The organism is Bradyrhizobium sp. Unk1 (genome assembly GCF_059512345.1).
The window spans coordinates 43,027-60,177 of the sequence record NZ_JCAMOP010000003.1 but is presented as its reverse complement, the minus strand read 5'-3'; the positions used below and the strand labels follow the sequence as shown (position 1 = coordinate 60,177).

General features: G+C 62.5%; 16 protein-coding genes. 9 read left to right on the top strand and 7 right to left on the bottom strand.

Features of this window, described 5'->3' with window-relative positions; genetic code table 11:
- Positions 1-318: 318 nt before the first annotated feature.
- Entirely contained in the window at positions 319-1,641 is a 1,323-nt protein-coding gene (locus AC5ZFO_RS04455; protein ID WP_496121506.1) for a ferredoxin reductase family protein, read from the top strand.
- Between the two features lie 345 nt (positions 1,642-1,986).
- Here AC5ZFO_RS04455 and AC5ZFO_RS04450 read toward each other — a convergent pair whose 3' ends face one another.
- The 5 genes from AC5ZFO_RS04450 to AC5ZFO_RS04430 form a co-directional block, all read right to left on the bottom strand.
- Complete coding sequence (locus AC5ZFO_RS04450; protein ID WP_496121504.1) at positions 1,987-3,090, bottom strand: tyrosine-type recombinase/integrase; 1,104 nt, start codon at positions 3,088-3,090, stop codon at positions 1,987-1,989.
- Positions 3,091-3,604: 514 nt separating this feature from the next.
- Positions 3,605-3,811 carry a helix-turn-helix transcriptional regulator gene (locus AC5ZFO_RS04445; protein ID WP_496121502.1) on the bottom strand — a complete coding sequence of 69 codons (207 nt, stop codon included), beginning with the start codon at positions 3,809-3,811 and terminating at the stop codon, positions 3,605-3,607.
- 111 nt (positions 3,812-3,922) lie between these two features.
- A complete protein-coding gene (locus AC5ZFO_RS04440) occupies positions 3,923-4,930 on the bottom strand; it encodes a hypothetical protein (protein ID WP_496121500.1) in 1,008 nt (335 codons plus the stop codon).
- A 240-nt stretch (positions 4,931-5,170) separates the two neighbouring features.
- Positions 5,171-5,992 (bottom strand): class I SAM-dependent methyltransferase, encoded by an 822-nt coding sequence (locus AC5ZFO_RS04435; protein WP_282521797.1) that lies wholly within the window; start codon positions 5,990-5,992, stop codon positions 5,171-5,173.
- 22 nt (positions 5,993-6,014) lie between these two features.
- Positions 6,015-6,671 carry a class I SAM-dependent methyltransferase gene (locus tag AC5ZFO_RS04430; protein ID WP_496121498.1) on the bottom strand — a complete coding sequence of 219 codons (657 nt, stop codon included), beginning with the start codon at positions 6,669-6,671 and terminating at the stop codon, positions 6,015-6,017.
- 284 nt (positions 6,672-6,955) lie between these two features.
- Between AC5ZFO_RS04430 and AC5ZFO_RS04425 the strand changes: the two genes are divergently transcribed.
- Positions 6,956-7,330, top strand: coding sequence for a hypothetical protein (locus AC5ZFO_RS04425; protein ID WP_496121496.1), 375 nt, complete (start codon positions 6,956-6,958; stop codon positions 7,328-7,330).
- A 73-nt stretch (positions 7,331-7,403) separates the two neighbouring features.
- Here AC5ZFO_RS04425 and AC5ZFO_RS04420 read toward each other — a convergent pair whose 3' ends face one another.
- Positions 7,404-8,465: a polysaccharide deacetylase family protein gene (locus tag AC5ZFO_RS04420; RefSeq protein ID WP_282521800.1), complete on the bottom strand. Its 1,062-nt coding sequence runs from the start codon at positions 8,463-8,465 to the stop codon at positions 7,404-7,406.
- Positions 8,466-8,718: 253 nt separating this feature from the next.
- Here AC5ZFO_RS04420 and AC5ZFO_RS04415 point away from each other — a divergent pair, with 253 nt between their 5' ends.
- Both AC5ZFO_RS04415 and AC5ZFO_RS04410 read left to right on the top strand, forming a co-directional pair.
- Complete coding sequence (locus tag AC5ZFO_RS04415; protein ID WP_282521801.1) at positions 8,719-9,027, top strand: hypothetical protein; 309 nt, start codon at positions 8,719-8,721, stop codon at positions 9,025-9,027.
- A gap of 162 nt (positions 9,028-9,189) precedes the next feature.
- Entirely contained in the window at positions 9,190-9,405 is a 216-nt protein-coding gene (locus tag AC5ZFO_RS04410; protein WP_282521802.1) for a hypothetical protein, read from the top strand.
- Positions 9,406-9,431: 26 nt separating this feature from the next.
- Here the strand turns inward: AC5ZFO_RS04410 and AC5ZFO_RS04405 are convergent, their stop codons facing one another.
- Positions 9,432-11,120: an MFS transporter gene (locus AC5ZFO_RS04405; protein WP_282521803.1), complete on the bottom strand. Its 1,689-nt coding sequence runs from the start codon at positions 11,118-11,120 to the stop codon at positions 9,432-9,434.
- Positions 11,121-11,256: 136 nt separating this feature from the next.
- On the opposite strand from AC5ZFO_RS04405, the gene AC5ZFO_RS04400 reads away from it, so the two are divergent.
- The 5 genes from AC5ZFO_RS04400 to AC5ZFO_RS04380 all read left to right on the top strand — a co-directional run bounded on the left by AC5ZFO_RS04400 (position 11,257) and on the right by AC5ZFO_RS04380 (position 17,111).
- Positions 11,257-12,627, top strand: a complete 1,371-nt coding sequence (locus AC5ZFO_RS04400) for a hydrolase (RefSeq protein WP_282521804.1) — start codon at positions 11,257-11,259, stop codon at positions 12,625-12,627.
- A gap of 34 nt (positions 12,628-12,661) precedes the next feature.
- The gene (locus tag AC5ZFO_RS04395; RefSeq protein WP_282521805.1) at positions 12,662-14,029 is read left to right on the top strand and encodes a cytochrome P450; all 1,368 of its coding nucleotides are present in this window, start codon (positions 12,662-12,664) and stop codon (positions 14,027-14,029) included.
- A 51-nt stretch (positions 14,030-14,080) separates the two neighbouring features.
- Positions 14,081-15,490 carry an adenylate/guanylate cyclase domain-containing protein gene (locus AC5ZFO_RS04390; RefSeq protein WP_282521806.1) on the top strand — a complete coding sequence of 470 codons (1,410 nt, stop codon included), beginning with the start codon at positions 14,081-14,083 and terminating at the stop codon, positions 15,488-15,490.
- A gap of 121 nt (positions 15,491-15,611) precedes the next feature.
- Positions 15,612-16,100 carry a tellurite resistance TerB family protein gene (locus AC5ZFO_RS04385; RefSeq protein WP_282521807.1) on the top strand — a complete coding sequence of 163 codons (489 nt, stop codon included), beginning with the start codon at positions 15,612-15,614 and terminating at the stop codon, positions 16,098-16,100.
- Positions 16,101-16,331: 231 nt separating this feature from the next.
- Positions 16,332-17,111, top strand: a complete 780-nt coding sequence (locus tag AC5ZFO_RS04380) for an SDR family NAD(P)-dependent oxidoreductase (protein WP_282521808.1) — start codon at positions 16,332-16,334, stop codon at positions 17,109-17,111.
- Positions 17,112-17,151: the final 40 nt, after the last annotated feature.

Genomic DNA, 17,151 nt, shown 5'->3' with positions numbered 1-17,151 from the left:
ACGGTGCTCCCAGAATGGGCCCGCTATTGCACGGAGCTCGCTTTCAATGATGAACGCATAATCGACCGGAAAGAAAAAGAGGGAAAATACTGAGAGGCGATCAGGACTCTACCGCATTGCGAAATACCGTCAGAAGACTACCGGCCGTTCCAACTCCTATAAAGTATCCAATTTGCCCGCGGCCCCGCAACCGACTTGCCGCGTGGAGTTTAGCCTGGGGCGACTTCTGGCCTATAATGCTGCTGGACTTCGTCGTGCGTTAGTGCGCGCATGGTGAAGACGGCAGTCTGATCGTGATCTCGGTAGAAGGATCAGCTTATGCAGCTTCTCTACGGTTTGCGCGGGGCCGTTTGGATCTTCGTATATTTGTTGTTCATTTTCGCTCCCCTGTTCGCGCTGCTGGCAGGCACGCATCCGCCGGCGCGCGGTTTCTGGACAGAGTTATCGGTCCCCCTCGGCTATTCCGGTCTCGCGATGATGGGCCTGCAGTTCGGTCTCACGGCGCGCTTCAAGTATGTCACCGAGCCATGGGGCGAAGATGTCATCTATCATTTTCACCGTCAGATTTCGCTGATAGCGGTCGGCCTGGTCGTAGCGCATCCGGTCATTCTGGTCGTCGTTCAGCCGCAACTGTTGGCGCCGTCTAATATGCTTGAGGCGCCGCTGAGCGCCTATTTCGCGTTTCTGTCGATCTTCTCCCTGATCGCGCTTGTGGTGACCTCCCTTTGGCGTCTGGCGCTAAAGATCAAATACGAGACATGGCATCTCATCCATGTCGTGCTAGCAGTTGTCGCCATCACCGCGGGAGTCGTCCACATGGTAGGATCCGGCTTCTACCTGGTCGATCCCTGGAAACGCGCCTTGTGGATCGGCTTGCCGATCTTCTGGATCGGATTGCTGCTCTACGTGCGAATCGTCAAGCCGCTGTTGATGCTCCGCCGGCCATATGTTGTTTCGGAGGTACGCAACGAGCGCGGGGATACCGTCACATTGATGATGCGGCCCGATGGTCACCCCGGCTTCCGTTTCAGCCCCGGCCAGTTTGGTTGGCTGACGGTGTGGCGCAGTCCTTTCAGGCTTACCGCGCACCCATTTTCATTCTCATCCAGCGCGGCCGCCGCGGATGGACGTGTCGAGATGACGATCCGGAGCCTCGGCGACTTTACCAGCAAGATCGACAAGGTCGCGATCGGAACACGAGTCTATCTTGATGGGCCCTACGGCGCGTTCACGATCGGCAGCCCGGCGGATATGCATGTGTTGATCGCTGGTGGCATCGGCGTGACGCCAATGATGAGCATGATCCGTACGCTTGCCGACCGAGGCGACAAGCGGCCCGTCGTCCTGCTTTACGGCGTTCAAGACTGGGATTCGATCACTTTCCGTGAAGAGCTCGAAGCGCTGAAGGCGCGGCTCGATCTGACGGTCGTATACGTGGTCGCAAAGCCGCCCGCTGATTGGACGGGTGAGCGAGGCTTCATCAATGCCGACATGTTCAAGCGTCACCTGCCTCCACCACACGCCGACCATGAGTATTTCATCTGCGGACCAAACGTGATGATGGATGCGATCGAAAAGGCGCTCGGCGAGATGAACGTGCCGATGTCGAAGTACCATTCTGAGCGCTACAGCTTTGTATAGGGAGGCTCCCGGTGCGCCGTTTGTTCGCCGACCGACTGGTCTTCACCACCAGCGTTATAGTGATCTTGATGTCATTGCTGTTCGCGGTCTCGCGCATAACCGGATAGCGCTTTCCAGTGGTTGGGCGACGGCGCGAAGAGTCGCGAACTGTAGTGCGAAGTTGCCGGGTGGTGCTCAATTTGGACGTGTCACGACGGTCTGTCCGCGTGGGTTTCCCCTACCCTCGAACAGCCCCAAGGGCGTGGACTACGCGGGGAAGGACTTCGACCGGCAAATCGCACTTGAGCGCATGGCCGTGGGCCGGTCAGTCGACCTCTCGTATCCAGCCGCGATGCTGTAGGTCTCTTATCCTCCGGGGTCCTCGGCCGCGAAACTTGTACCAGCCTGAGGAATCGCCCTCGCACTCTTCAAGAAGGCTTCCAATGCGCCGATATCCAGCCCCGCGATGTTTGCCTGTGTCGGATTGGCCAAGGCGCGAATGATTTCAGCCTGGCGGTGCCCCGGGACCTCGCCATATCCGACAAAGGTCGTCATTTCGCTCTCGTGTCCGAGGTTCTGGCTCCACGCCTTCCACTCCTCGGGAGTCCGGCAAATGGCTTCGCCGAGCCGAACCAGGGTTTTCCGGAAAGCGTGGGGGTTGACGTAGGGCAGCCCGGCCGCAGTGAAGGCATCCCGGAAAACCTGACGGATCGGCCCGGTGGTGCGCCAATTGGTCCGCGCCAAACCGACAGCGGCAAAGTTTCGGTCTTCTGTTTGGGCCATTTGCGTTGCGGGGAAAAACGGATCGTCAGGACCGAAGCCAAGTTCATGCGTCAGCAGGGCGACGTAGTCCGCGACGAAGTCGAACGGCTCCGGACCGACCGGGAAAAAGTTCGTCGTGAAGGTCTTTCTGCGCTTCGTATTGACCTCGCGGGCGTCCTGAAACACGGTGCGAGCAGAAAGGTTGACGTGCTTCAACTTCAAGGACGCCAGGGCACCATCCCGGGCGCCGGTGAGGACGGTAAATGCGATCACAGCCCGGTTCCGCTTCTCGATCGCCGTCGCACCGGGCATGGCCCGCAGGACCTGCAAAACCTCCTCAAGGCTCGGCACCGGCCCCTCGCGGCGGGCTCCGGCGATCCGGCGGTCCTGCTCGCTGGGCGTGAAATAGTTGGCATCGTTCGCGTTGAGCTTCGAGCGAAATCCAGGCTCTCGCGACAGCCACAGGAAGAAGTTGCGCAGGTGCTTGAGCGTGGTGGTGATGGTTGCCGCGCTCAGCGGATGGCCATTGCGGCCCGTTTGATCCACCAGGCCGGCGCGGAACGATCGGGCCTGTTCGACGTGGAATTTGCTGAAGGGCTTCTGGCCCGTCGCGATCTCGAAGCGCTCGATCGCCCGCAGGGCGGCGTCGATGGTCGCATCCTGCTTGCCGCTGGCGGCTTGGAGGAAGAAGGCATAATCGCGCTTCATGCGTTCGTTTTCAGGGCAGTATTTCGGCATCGGCGGTTAGACCCTTCAGAGTGTGGAATACAGTGGGAATGCGACGGCTTACCTAGGCGGGGGTCTCCCTGTGGAAATGAAATCCGCATATCGCCAGCCGCGGCGGTCATGCGAGCCACCGAGGTGCGCCGATGCATCATGCCGGTGCAACTCGGGCAGAGCCCTCGCAGGCTGCCAAGGTGGGGTCCGTCGGGCCAGAACTCCACCTCGTCGAAGGCGGGGCGGCGGGGCTCCTTGCAGCGCAGGCAGTACAGCCGGCCCGGCCCACACGGACGCTTCCGCCCGATGCTGCGCTGATTGAGGAAGTCGATCAAATCCACGCCACGGATGATCGTGGGATAGCAGTCGCGAACAGCCTGGAGACCTGCCTTGAGCCAATGGCGGACCGTGCCCGCGGTCGCACCAGTCACCTTGGCGGCTTCCCGGACGTTGTAGGTGCGCAGCCGCTTGACCCGCTGGGCTGAATGTCGCCGGTTCGCCACGTTTAGCGGCCCAGACGCTCGATGAGCGCGCGGATATCCTCAACCCGCCAAGCGGTGGTCTTGACGCCGAGCTTGACCGGCTGGGGGAAGCGGCCGTCCTTGACGCCCTGCCACCACGTCGATTTGCTGACTGGGATGGGCCCGGAAGGGGCGATGATCGAGTTGAGGCGCACGAAGCCGGTGTCCGGCAGGGTCTTGTAGTTCGACATGGTGTAGCTCCATCCAGTTGAAGATGGAGCCAAACAATCAGGTCCGATCTGGTAGTTGGCCGCATGCGGTTTGCGGCCTGCCGCGTGCGGTTTGCAGAGGTGCCCGTGCGGTTATCCCGCTTGCTGTTGCCACTCGTTCAATAGGTCTCGCGCCTCTTTGAGGTATCGCCGGATCGTATCGTCCGACAGTGGAATGCCCTCCAACTCCAAATCGGTGACGATCTCGGCAACGGTTTTCGACCGTTTGTCTGCCGGGTTGTAGGAATATCCTCGAACTGCCATGCCGAAGATCGCTTTCAGCATGTTTTGTCGCTCGATCAGCGATTGCGCCTTTGCAGGTTCGGCTGGCGGCGCGCCGTTGACCGCGGCCAGTTCGCCCTCAAGCTCAGCGATTCGCAGAGTGGCAGCTTCGATCAGGCCCAACTTCTTTTCGACCACGTCCTTCCAGTCCGCAACGTGCTTACCGTACATTTCTCGGTAACTGTCGAAGCTAGTGTTTAGTTTATCGTAAGCGGCCTGCAGCTCCTCGAACCGCTTTTTCCAATCAACGAGTTTGCCCTTTAGTCTCTCGACATTTTCAGAAAGATCAGGAGGGATAGCAATTTCATTGTCCTTTGCCCATTTCAGGAAGATCGGCGGCAGCACGGGATCGAAGAGTTTCTTCCAGAGCTTTGCCCTTTCGGCGAGATCACGAAGGCGGGCATACCGCTGCACGAATGGCGACACGCTACTGTAGGTCTTGATTTTGTCCCAGCTAACAATCTCGGGTGCCTTCCCCATTGCAAGGGCGATTGCTTCATCAAGGGTCCAGTGCTCTGCTTTGGCCCAATGGCCGTAGTCGGCAGCCGCATGAGGCTGGTTGAAGAAAAGAAGTTCTTCTTGGCGCTGCAGATCGGCTAGCGCCTTTGAACTCTCTTCCTCGTAAAGTGATTGGAGCTGTTCGAGGGGGAGGATTTGAAGCTCGGCACGATACTGATCCATCTGCTGATGCCGAAGCATACGTCCCAATGTGGTAGAACCATTGGGCCGCGGCCCGTTCGGCAAGGTGAGTACCGTTGGGGGAAATTTCCGCTGGATCAGAAATTCGATAATTTCCTTGCGGCCAAGCGGGGTCGACATTTCTCACGCTCCATGGACGGCTTGGCGAATCGCCACCGCCACCTCACTGAGGTGAACACGCCCGGATAGGAGCAATTCAAGACCGCGGCAGTGAATTTGACCAACTGTCCCGGTTACCAACAGGGTCGGTAGTTGCCAGCGTCGGTTGGTACATCCGTTGGTATATGCGAAAACTTACCAATAAAAATAGAACGATTACAGTCTGTTAGTAACAAAATGTGATGCCCTCTTGCGCACCATTTATCGCTCTGATTTTTCGTCGTTTTCCCCGCCGTTGTTTCGTCCTCGCTCCGATGCAGCCTCGCCGCGAGACGGCATACCATTGCCTCGGACTTTGCGCAGGCTTTCGACTTCCCACAGCGCCAGTTGCCGCCGGTCGAACGGTGGGACGTAGTCGTCCAGCACCTTGATCGGCGGCGGGAAGTTGTAGGGCGGAGCGTTCAGATCGATGGAGAAGAAGTCACCCGTGCGGATCGCACGATTTCGGCCAGCCGGGTAAGTGGTGGTCAGGAGATACTTGATGTTGGATCGAAGAATGTTGTCGATTGCTTGAAAAATCATCTCTTCGGAAAGATGAATGAAGCAATCGCGGCAGAGCAGCAGGTCAGCTTCCGGGAGCGGATCGTTGCAGAGATCGATCCGGAGGAACGTGCGATCTGGGCGACTGTATTGGTCACCCGTTCGCGCAATCAGTTCCGGAACGATGTCTCCCCCAATGTAGCGAGAAATTGGAAGTTCGATCTTCGACAACCAATGAAAATCACCGCAAGGCAAATCGAGCAGGGTACGGATCCCGAGGTCGCCAACCAGACCAGGAAGGCTTTCCCGCACCCTTTGGGTATTGTGCAGCGTGGATCCGCCGCCGGAAGCGGTTTCCTTGTAACCCCAGACGTTGCGACGATAGATCTCGCCGAACACCTCGCCAGGCGTTCCACGGAGATTGCGCACCATCTGCGTGCGCAACCAGATCAGCGCGGGCTCTGGTAACGTCTGGCGCGCGATGTCGATAGCCGTCGAGAAAAAGGCCGTCTGACGTAACCAGTCTGCAAACTTGTCGAACACATCGCCCCCGTATTGTCGCAAGCTAGACCCGCGCGAACCTGAATTGTTGCGTGCCGCGCTCGGTGGGATCCGGGCTCCGCTCAGTGATGCGAAATCCCTCATGGGCCTGGATGAATGCTTGCTCGGAGATCCAGTTGCGCTCGTATCTGACGAGCTTCTCCCTGGAGGCGAGCGACGACCCTGGGCCGTTGTCGCTGAGGTACGATGTCTGAACCTCTCGCCGGGTCTCTTCGCTGATCGGAACGCGGTACCATGCCAACGTTGCCGGCCGAACCGTGCACAGCGTTCTGACGGTTTCCAATGCATCCGGGACGTATTGTATGGCCCCATTCGAGTGGATGAGATCGACACTGCCGAGCCAGTCGGCGGCCTGGTCGATGCGCTCGAAAAACATCAGCCTATCGGTGCCAAGCTCCTTGGCGCGCCGCACCATTGCAGGCGTCTCAACCACCGCCCATCGAATGTCCGGGCATTGCCGGCGCGCCACCTTGTAATGCAGGCCAGCGCCGCCGCCGAAATCCAGAACCGTGTTCATGCCCGCGACCAGCGGCCAGTCGCTGTCCGGGTTGTAGTTGATTGTCTTCAGGAAAATCGTTTCGACCAGTTCAGGATTCTCGTACCCCTGAACAACCTCTCGCGGCGGCAGCAGCTTACGCTTCACTCGCTGGATGAAGGTCATACGGGCGGACTCGGCACGCCTTTTGATACGTGTCGAGCGTCTACCACGATCAGAAACATTTGGAAACAATCGTGAAACGCGCCATCCTGCGCGGCGCGTCCTAGGCTTTCACCGGGATGTCTGCGCGATTCCGAGACCTTTCCGGACGTGACGTCGCGGGTTTACCGCCGCGGATGCCTGATCGCGGATTCAAGACCGAGCGCGCAGTCTATGTGATGCCAGTCACGTAACCCCCGTCGTGAGTCCCCTAGTCTCGCGGTCTCGCAAACACGGGGAGATTTCACATGCGCAAGATCATTCTGGTGGCCGCCATGGTCCTGGCTTCTGCATCTGCCCATGCCGGCGACCCCAGCCTGTCACTGGCCACGGCAACGGCCGCTCCGCAAGCCACCACGACCACCGCGCCGACGATACAAATCAGCGAAGTCGCGCCAGCCACGGAAGCTCCGAAATACGTCGATCGTCCGCCGGCAGTCTCGGCCCCTGCTCCCGCCGTGGCGACGACTCCTGCCGTGACCGCGACAACGACGACCTCAGCGCCGGTGACGACAAGCAAGCCCGCCACGAAGACGGCGAAGGCGGGCAAGCCGAAGCACAACCGCAGCTGGACCGAAGGCCGCATCATCAGCGAGCTGCATCGCCACGGCATCTACTGGTAAGCCGCTGCTCGCTACAAAAGCAAATGGCCGGGCAAGAGCCCGGCCATGCGCGCATTGAGGAAGCGTTTCGGGCTTACTGCGACACCGTCTGCACCACGCTCGTTATCGGACGCGTGTTCGTGCTTGCGGTCGGCACCTTCATATCTTTCATCAGCGCCTCGTCATATTCCGGCAGCGTCTGAAGCGTCGTCTTCGCTTTCATCTGCACGACCTTGTATCCGCCGGCCTTGAGCCGCGCGAGCAGCGCCGGCATCGCTTCGCCGGTGTGCTTCTGGAAGTCGTGCATCAGGATGATGCCCTTGCCGAGCTTGTCGAGCCGCGTCATCACCGTCTCGACGATCTTCTCCGGTGTGGCACCCTTCCTGAAGTCGAAGGAGTCGATGTCGGTCGAGAACATCGCGACGTTGCGGGTGCCGAAATAGCTCACGATCGCCGGATTGTGCTGAAGCTGCGGGAAGCGGAAGAACGGCGCGGGGTTGGCACCGAGCGCGAATCTCACCGCACTGATACCCTTTTCGACCTCGTCCTTGGCCTGCTGCTCCGTCATCTTCTTGCCGTTCAGGTTGACATGCGACCAGGTGTGCGTGCCGACCGTGTGGCCCTGGGCCAGCACCTGGCGCAGGATTTCCGGATGATAGGTCGCGTGCTTGCCGACCGAGAAGAACAGACCCTTGGTGCATTCATCCGCGAGCGCCTTCAGCACTGCGGGCGTGTTGACCGGCCAGGGACCGTCGTCGAAGGTCAGCACGACCTCCTTGTCGGTGAGGAAGTCGAACTGCTTGAAATGCTCGAAGCCGAAGCCGGGTCCGCCGGTGGTGTCGATCTCGACCACGCGGGCAACGCCCAGCGCGTTCGGATTGGCACAGGTCGACCGCTGCTGCACCGGCATGGCCGGAGCGGGCGCAGGCGCCGCTGCCTGAGCAACTGCCGTCGGCCTGGCCGCGATCGCCGCGGTGGTCTCGACGTCATCCTTGGCCGCGAGCTTCGCCTGTGCCGGCAATTGATCGGCGGCACGGGCGGCCGTTGTTTTGGGGGCGCCCTGATCGGCGCGCGCGGAATAATAAAACCAACCGCCGGCGGCGATCACGACCGCCGCAACTACACTGGCCAGCATCAGGCCCAACGCATTACGCATCGCTATTCTTTCCAATTACGCAACCAACCCGGCGGAATCTCCCGCGCGACGAGCCATTAATGCGAAGGAACAGTTAACGTGACACCAACACGACGGCGTTTGAGCCGGATTTTCAGCGAGGTGCACCATGTGACGGAGGTCACAGAGGGCGGGCGACCCGTGACCGTCATCACAGTGGAAACTGTTTTGCCGGAGCATCGTAGTTCCCATCAACAACGGGGCCCGCTTCCGGCGACGCCCATGGGAGCTTCAAATGGCTAAGTCTTTTTCTGCCGAAACGCTGACCAGTAGGATCCGCGACGCCAGCTTGGCTCTGGGCCTTGCCGCCATCGTCTCGATCGTCGCGACGACCTCGAGCTTCGCCTTCTCGGCCGAGGCGCAGCAGCAGTGCACCGGCGATGCCTTCCGCCTGTGCTCCTCGGAAATCCCCAACGTCCCGAAGATCACGGCGTGCATGATGAAGCATCGTTCCGACCTGAGCGCCGGCTGCCGCGCGGTGATGGACAAGGACCTCGCAAAGGGCGCCTCACGCAAGGTCGCTGACGCCCAGGACAAGCAGTAGGACAACGCGCAACCGCGATCGTTGTTGGCTCCCATCGCGATGTGCTCTCGGCGTCAAGCCGGGGCCACGCGCGCCAGTCCCGCTCGGCAATAAAGCCGTTGCGGCTCCGGGATCGTCGCACTAGCTTCCCCCGCACATCCTTGGGGTAAGAGGCATTACGCGATGACCAGATTTCTTTTCATTGTTTCTTTGATTCTGTGCGCATCGAGCGTCTCGGCGCAACAGCAGCCCGGCCACGATGCCTGCGCGCGCGATGTGACGCGCTTCTGCCGTGCCGTGATGAACAATGGCGATGGCGCCGTGCTCGCTTGCCTCAAGCAGAACCGCACCCGCCTCAGCAAAGCCTGCGACAAGGTGCTGACGGATCACGGGCAGTAGGGGTTCTCGTAGCTACGCAGCAAAACCTACGTGCTGCTTCCCGCCGCGCTCGCGACCACAGGCAGCACCTCGGCGCCGGCACGATCCGGCGTCTCTTCCTTCCAGCGCACCGAGCCGAACGGACGCTCCAGCATGCGGCGGATCCGCACCGGATCGGGGCCGATATGGAAATCGATCGCCTGCTGATGCAACGCGCGTTCGGACTGCGTCGAGCGGTTGCGCTGGCGCAGATAATCGAGCCAGGTCGGACAGTGGTAGCGCTCGGTCCACAATTCGGGGTCCGCGATGTCGCGCGCAATCGACCAGCCATAGGCGCCGTTGCGCTGCCGGGAGAGCTGCACGTCCTGCATCACATTGTGGAAGGCGCGCGCGTTCTCTTGGCTCACCCTATATTCGATCTCGACCACCAGCGGCCCGCTGCGCGCCGTCAGCGACAGTTTGACTTCCGGATCGGCCAGCACGTCCGCGTCCTCGTTGCGGGCGCCGACGCGCGGCATCGCCAGCCAAATGCCGAGCACCGGCGAGATCAGCATCAGGCTGGCGGCCGTGAGCAGCGCGACCTCGACGCCGGCATAATCGGTGAGATGGCCCCAGCCCCAGGCGCCGATCGCGATGCCGCCGGATATCGAGGCCTGGAACGCCGCGAGCGAACGGCCCGCGACCCAGCGCGGCGCCGAGAGCTGCACGCCGATGTTGAACAGCGCGACGGCGGCCATCCAGACCGCACCGGCGAGCACAAGCGCCGCCGCCGTCAGCACCGGCTCCGTGCTCACGGCAAGCGCGGCCATCGCGAATGCCATCGAGATGGTGCAGGCGCGGATCGCGGCCTCGCCGCTCATGCGCTTGCGCAATTCATGGATGTTGAGCGCACCGACGACGGCGCCCATGCCGAAGGCACCCAGCATGATGCCGTAGGTCTGCGCGCCGCCATGCAGCAGGTCGCGCGCGATCAGCGGCATCAGGGCCATGATGGCGCCGCCGATCAGGCCCATCACCAGCGTGCGCAACAGCACGATCTTGATCGGCGGCGAATTGGTGATGTAGCGGAAGCCCGAGACCATCGCGCGGTTGAGCTTCTCCCGCGGCAGGCGCGAGGGCTCGGTGCTGCGCCGCCAGAGCAGCAGCACCACCAGCAGCGGCAGATAGAGGATCGCGTTGCAGGCAAACGCCGCCACCGCGCCGAGCGAGGCGACGATGACGCCGCCGACCGCGGGACCGAAGCTGCGTGCAATATTGTAGCTGATGCCGTTCAGTGCGACGGCTGACGGCAGTGATTCGGGCGGGACCTGCTCGCTGACCGAGGATTGCCACGCCGGCCCGAACAGCGCATTGCCGCTGCCCACTACAAAGCAGAAGACGAGCAGCGTTTCCGGAGTGATCAGCTTGAGCCAGGCCAGCACCGTCAGCGCAGTCGCGCCGATCAGCGCGATCGCGAGCGAAATCAAGGTCACGATCCGCCGGTCATACATGTCGGCGATGGCGCCGGCCGGCATCGAGATCAACATGATCGGCAGCATCAGCGCGGTCTGCACCAGCGCCACCTTGTCGGCCGAGGCCGCCATCTGCGTCATCGCCCAGGCCGCGCCCACGCCCTGGATCAGGAGGCCAAGATTGGAGAGCAGGCTGGCGAGCCAGATGCGCCGGAACACGGTGTACCGCAGGGGTGCGGCGATGCCGTCGCCGGCGAATTTCTGACGGTTCGGCTGCTCGGTCATATCCCCTTCCATATGGGCTGGCAGAAGTGGTCTCAGGTGATTCCGGCAGGCTCAGTGATGCCCGCGAAAGTCCTTCGCTGTCCAGTGGTTAGGCCGGTATAAGCGGTACAAAGAGATGGTTTTGCCGGAGAAACATATGAAGCTGTCGCGACGGTCGATCCTGCTGGGGGCAGGCAGCTTGCCTTTCGCGGTTGCGAGCTTGAGGACAGGCGCGCTGGCCCAGACCACGCCCGCGGTGCAGAGCGCCGAGGTGCCCCCGATTCTGTTTGTCCACGGCAATGGCGATTACGACGCGCTCTGGATGACGACGCTTTGGCGGATGGAATCCAACGGCATCGCGCGGGATCGCATGGCGGCGATAAATTTCACCGATCCCAATGCTCGGAGCGACGACAAGGTCGAGCAGGCGGGGCGCTCCTCGGCCGAGGACCAGCGCCGCGAGCTCGCGGCGGCCATCGCGGACTTGAAGCGCCGCACCGGCGCGGTCCGCGTGGCGCTGGTCGGCAGCTCGCGCGGCGGCTACGCCATTCGCAACGTCATCAGGAACGGCGGGGCTGACGATGTCAGCCATGCGGTCCTGTGCGGCACGCCCAATCACGGCATCTTCGCAACCGAGGACCAGCCGAACAACGAATTCAACGGCCGCGGCGCATTTCTGCGCGGCCTGAACGAGGGCGAGAGCGAGGTGACGCCGGGCACGGCCTTCCTCACCCTGCGCAGCGATGGCATGGACAAGTACGCGCAAGCGGACGGCCGCTTCATCGGCAAGCCGGGCACGCCGACCGGCGTCACCGTCGAAGGGCCGGAGTTGACGGGCGCCACCAATCTCGTGCTCGGCGCGCTCGACCATCGCGAAGTGGCGTTTCACCCGCGCGCCTTCCGCGAGATCTACAAATTCATTGCCGGCCGCGAGCCCGCGCGGATCGCGATTGTGCCGGAGCAAAGCGTCAGGTTGAGCGGCCTTGTGACCGGCACGCCGGGCGGCGTGTCGACCAATCGCCCGGTGGCAGGTGCAACCGTCGATGTCTTCCGCGTCGACCCTGATACCGGGGAGCGCAAAGGCGGCGCGGTGCACAGCGCGAAGACCGGCGCCGACGGCCGCTGGGGTCCAGCGCAGGTCGAGCCTTCCTGGTTCCTCGAATTCGTCCTGACATCGCCAGACGCGCCGACGACGCATATCTACCGCTCGCCGTTCGCGCGCTCGTCCGATGTCGTGCATCTGCGTGCCGCGCGCCCGCTCGGGCCGGCGGACAAGGATGCCGGCGCCGTCGTGATCATGTCGCGCCCGCGCGGCTATTTCGGCCTGCCGCGGGACGTGGTGTTGCTCGACGGCAAGGAGCCGGCCGACGTCAAGCCGGGTGTGCCCACGGATTCGGCAGCAACCTTGCGGCTCCCGGCCGCGGAGGCCGGGCGTAACATCGTGGCCCAGTTCGGCGAAGAACGAATTGTGGCGCGCGCCTGGCCCGCCTCCGAGAACAGGATTGCGATTGCCGAGCTGACTTACTAGCTATTGGGCTGGGTCACATCTGCGGGAGAGAGCCATGAACATCGCCAGTGTGCGTCGGCCCATCATCCCTCCGACCCCGCCGCGTGCGCCCGACGATATGTCGTTTTTCGGGCGGGTCGCGGTCCTCAAGCAGAACATGATCGCAACCTGGGGGCAGCGTGCCTACGAAGAAGAGGTCATCAAGGGCCGCTTTTTCCTCCATAACAGCTTCATCCTGAATCAGCCGGACGCAATCCGGCATGTCCTGCTCAACAACTATGAAAACTACACGCGCACGCCGGCGGGGATCCGCATGCTGCGTCCGGTGCTCGGCGAAGGACTTCTGATCGCGGAAGGCCATGCCTGGACGCATCAGCGCCGTACGCTCGCGCCGGCCTTCACGCCGCGTGCGACTGCAAATCTCGTCCCGCATATGACCGCGGTGCTCGACGAGACCATCGCGAAGTTGGATGAGCGTACAAGCGAGCCGGTCGATCTGCGCGAGGCGATGCAGCGCATGACGCTGGAGATCGCCGGGCGCACGATGTTCTCGTTCGGCATGGACCGTCACGGCCCGACCTTGCGCAACTTCGTCATGGAATACGGCGCGCGGCTGGGACGGCCCTATTTCCTCGACATGCTGCTGCCGGTGTCCTGGCCGACCCCGATGGATTTTGCCCGCGCGCGCTTCCGCAAACGCTGGACCGAATTCGTCGCGATGCTGATCGCCGAACGGCGCACGATGGGCAAGAAGGACGGCGCGCCGCCGCGCGACCTGTTCGATCTCATGGACGCGGCGCGCGATCCCGAGACCGGCAAGGGCTTTTCCGACGCGCAGCTCGTCGACGAGGTCGCGACCATGATCCTGGCGGGTCACGAGACCACGGCAACCGCGCTGTTCTGGGCGCTCTATCTGCTCGCGCTCGATCCGGAGACGCAAGAGGAAGTTGCCTCCGAGACGCATGGCGAGCATCTCGACAGCATGGCCGACATCGATCGCCAGAAGTTCACACGCGCGGTGATCGAGGAGACCATGCGGCTCTATCCGCCGGCCTTCCTGGTCGCGCGTGCCGCGCGCGAGAAGGACAATGCGGCCGGCGTCGAGATCGGCAAGGGCGACATCATCATGATCGCGCCCTGGCTGCTGCACCGCCATGAGAAGCTGTGGGATCAGCCGAATGCCTTCATTCCAAAGCGCTTCATGTCGAAGGAGGCGCCCGACCGTTTCGCTTACCTGCCGTTCGGCGCGGGTCCACGCGTCTGCATCGGCGCGCCGTTCGCGCAAGCCGAATCCGTGCTGGCGCTGGCCCGGTTGATCGGCGCGTTCCGTATCGAGCTTGCCGACAGGGTTCCGGTGATCCCGCTCGGCGTCGTGACGACCCAGCCGGACCATTCACCTTTGTTCCGCATCACGCGTCGGTGACAGACATTCGTCTGCCCGATGGCGCGATCCACCCCAGATAGAGCCTCCGCCATGAGCGACATCCAGGCCCAGTTTTCCGTTCTGAAGCAGACCGCCGATGCCAAGGTGGTCGATGCGATTGCGCGTCTCATCGAGAACGGCGAGGATCACGAGCTCAACCGCGTCAATGTCCTCGATTTCTCCAGACAGCACGGCCTCGACGAAGAGCACACGATCTCCACCTTCCTGCATTCGGCGCGGCTCGGACTGTTCGATCTCGGCTGGAACGTGCTCTGTCCGGGCTGCGGCGGCGTGCTGGGCGCCCATTCGACGCTGAAGGCGCTCAAGCCGGACGATTATCACTGCGCGCTCTGCGCCTGCGGCTACAAGGCGTCGGTCGACGATCAGGTCGAGGTCTCCTTCACCGTGAATCCGCGCGTGCGGCGCATCGCCGCGCACGATCCCGATACGCTTCCGGTGTGGGAATATTTCAAGCAGGTGTTCTGGAGCTCCGGCGTCGACTTCAATAAGGAATCGTTTGCGACGCTCGCCAACGAGGTGACGCTGGATACCATGGAGCTGCCGGCCGGCGAGAAGGCGACCATGTCGCTGCAACTGCCGGGCGACTTCATCATCATCTTCGAGCCGGTGACGCACGCCGCCCATTTCATCGACGTCCAGGGCGAGCCGACCAAGGAGCGCCAGCAGTTCGCGATCATGTACAACAAGGTGCAGGCTCCGACGGGGACGACGACCATGCGGCCGGGGCCGCTGCGGCTGTCGCTGGAGAACCAGGCCGGCGTGCGCGTGTTGCCGTCGGTGTTCATCGCGGCCGAGGCGCTCCATCATCTCATCGGCAAGCGCAAGCCGTTCCTCACCGCCAAGCGCATGCTGTCGAACCAGACGTTTCGCGATGTCTTCAAGGCGGACAATCTCAGCCTCGACCAGCGGCTCCAGATCACGTCGCTGACCTTCCTGTTTACCGATTTGAAGGGCTCGACCGCGCTCTACGAGCGCGTCGGCGATCTCGCCGCCTTCGATCTCGTGCGCGCGCATTTCCATGCGCTGCTCGAGATCATCTCCTCCGAGAAGGGCGCGGTGGTGAAGACGATCGGCGACGCCGTGATGGCGACCTTCGTCCGCCCGGAGCACGCCATCGTCGCGGGCCTGCGGATGCGGTCCGCGATGGACGAGCTCAACAGGCAGCGCGGCACCGACGATCTCATCGTCAAGATCGGCATTCATGAAGGCCCGTGTCTTGCGGTGATGCTCAACGAACGCCAGGATTATTTCGGCCAGACCGTCAACATCGCCGCTCGCGTCCAGAGCCTGTCGACGGCGCAGGAGATCCACATCACGGGCCCCGTGCTCGATGCGCCCGCGGTCGCCGAAGTGCTCGAGCAGCGCGCGATCAAGCCGATCCAGAAGCAGGCGGCCCTGCGCGGCATCGCCGACAAGATGGTGGTGTACGAGATACCGTGACAGATTGCCGAAAGGTAATGCCCGCGCGGAGCTGAGGCACGTTGCGGCGGTTGAGTTTCCCGCTCATATAATGCTGGTGGCGGCCGCACTCCCGCGGCTCCATCGATTTCGGTAGGATCCTATGCTCGACGGCCTGCGCCAATTCATCACCGACATTGTCGCCCCTCATGCCGGGGATCGCGCATTCGGCGATAGCGATTACCGCCTTGCGGCGACTGCGCTGCTGGTTCACGTGGTCTCGCTGGACGGTCAGCCGACGGCGACCGAGCAGCGCAAGCTGCACAGCCTGATCGAAAGCCATTTCGGGCTGGATCACGGTACCGCCGATCGCCTGATCGCGGACGCCACCCAGGTCGAGGGCGAGGCCGTCGACCTCTATCACTTCACCAGTGTCATCATGCGCTCGCTCGACGAAGAGGGCCGCAAGCGCATCGTCCAGATGATGTGGGAGCTGGTCTATGCCGATGGCCAGGTCTCCGAGTTCGAGGACAACGTCGTCTGGCGCGCCTCCGACCTGCTCGGGATCGCCCAGCGGGACCGGATCGACCTCAAGCATGCGGTCGCAAATCGCGCCGTTGGTCAGGTCAAGGACGGTGCCGTCGGGGGTTGAGCCGTCTCGACGCGGTATTATCGGCGGTTGTGCTGACCACATGACGAAACTTTAATATACCCTCGTCGGCCACCCCGGCCCCGGATTTCCCCGTAAAATCCGTGGTTTTCCTGCTTCCCTGTTGCCCGCTCAAGCAGCCATGCTGTCGGTGACGCTTGCCTGTCGCGCTCGGCCTATGCTCTCGTTCCGCTATTGCGGGGCCAAAAAACTTCAATTCAAGAGACTTCGATCGTGACTGAGCGGGTAACGTTGATCACCGGTGCCTCGGCGGGCATCGGCACGGAGCTGGCGCGTGTGTTCGCCGCCAACGGGCATCGCCTCGCGCTGACGGCGCGACGCGTGGACCGGCTGGAGGCGCTTGCGAACGAGCTCGCCGCCAAGGGCGGCAAGAAGCCGATCGTGATCGCCTGCGACCTGCAGGAGGCGGATGCGGGCGAGAAGATCGCGGCCGTGCTCGCCGCCGAAGGCGTCGAGCTCGACCATCTCGTCAACAATGCCGGGTTCGGCGTGTTCGGCGATGCGATCGAGCGCGACCGCGTCGAGCAGGTCGGCATCGTCGATGTCAACGTCCGGGCTCTGACGGATCTGTCGCTGCGCTTTGCCGATCAGCTGATCAGGAACAAGGGCGGTCTTCTCAATGTCGGATCGGTCGCGGGCTTTCTGCCCGGCCCCGGCATGGCCGTGTACTACGCGTCCAAGGCCTATGTGATTTCCCTCACCGAGGCCTTGCGGGCGGAGCTCGCGCCGCGCGGCGTTCGCGTCACCGTACTTTGCCCGGGTCCGGTGCCCACCGAATTCCAGGCGCGCGCCGGCGTCGGGTCCGGGCATGATACGGCTCTTCTCAACGTGTCTGCCGCCGATGTCGCGCAACAGGCCTATCGAGGCCTGATGGCCAACAAACGGGCAGTGCTGCCTGGTCTCGGCATCAAGATCGTGCCGTTCGCGCTGCGTTTCTTCCCGCGCGGCTTCATCCTGTCCGCCACCAGCCGGTTCCAGAGGCAGAGGCACTAGATTTCTTGTTCTGACGCGTTTTCTTGACGCGAACCGGTAT

What these genes read in the sequence shown, in the direction of transcription:
- AC5ZFO_RS04430 (WP_496121498.1), bottom strand. Translation starts at nt 6,671, where the DNA reads ATGACCTTCATCCAGCGAGTGAAGCGTAAGCTGCTGCCGCCGCGAGAG.
- AC5ZFO_RS04425 (WP_496121496.1), top strand. Translation starts at nt 6,956, where the DNA reads ATGCGCAAGATCATTCTGGTGGCCGCCATGGTCCTGGCTTCTGCATCT.
- AC5ZFO_RS04420 (WP_282521800.1), bottom strand. Translation starts at nt 8,465, where the DNA reads ATGCGTAATGCGTTGGGCCTGATGCTGGCCAGTGTAGTTGCGGCGGTC.
- AC5ZFO_RS04385 (WP_282521807.1), top strand. Translation starts at nt 15,612, where the DNA reads ATGCTCGACGGCCTGCGCCAATTCATCACCGACATTGTCGCCCCTCAT.
- AC5ZFO_RS04415 (WP_282521801.1), top strand. Translation starts at nt 8,719, where the DNA reads ATGGCTAAGTCTTTTTCTGCCGAAACGCTGACCAGTAGGATCCGCGAC.
- AC5ZFO_RS04450 (WP_496121504.1), bottom strand. Translation starts at nt 3,090, where the DNA reads ATGAAGCGCGATTATGCCTTCTTCCTCCAAGCCGCCAGCGGCAAGCAG.
- AC5ZFO_RS04395 (WP_282521805.1), top strand. Translation starts at nt 12,662, where the DNA reads ATGAACATCGCCAGTGTGCGTCGGCCCATCATCCCTCCGACCCCGCCG.
- AC5ZFO_RS04400 (WP_282521804.1), top strand. Translation starts at nt 11,257, where the DNA reads ATGAAGCTGTCGCGACGGTCGATCCTGCTGGGGGCAGGCAGCTTGCCT.
- AC5ZFO_RS04405 (WP_282521803.1), bottom strand. Translation starts at nt 11,120, where the DNA reads ATGACCGAGCAGCCGAACCGTCAGAAATTCGCCGGCGACGGCATCGCC.
- AC5ZFO_RS04440 (WP_496121500.1), bottom strand. Translation starts at nt 4,930, where the DNA reads ATGTCGACCCCGCTTGGCCGCAAGGAAATTATCGAATTTCTGATCCAG.
- AC5ZFO_RS04410 (WP_282521802.1), top strand. Translation starts at nt 9,190, where the DNA reads ATGACCAGATTTCTTTTCATTGTTTCTTTGATTCTGTGCGCATCGAGC.
- AC5ZFO_RS04390 (WP_282521806.1), top strand. Translation starts at nt 14,081, where the DNA reads ATGAGCGACATCCAGGCCCAGTTTTCCGTTCTGAAGCAGACCGCCGAT.
- AC5ZFO_RS04445 (WP_496121502.1), bottom strand. Translation starts at nt 3,811, where the DNA reads ATGTCGAACTACAAGACCCTGCCGGACACCGGCTTCGTGCGCCTCAAC.
- AC5ZFO_RS04455 (WP_496121506.1), top strand. Translation starts at nt 319, where the DNA reads ATGCAGCTTCTCTACGGTTTGCGCGGGGCCGTTTGGATCTTCGTATAT.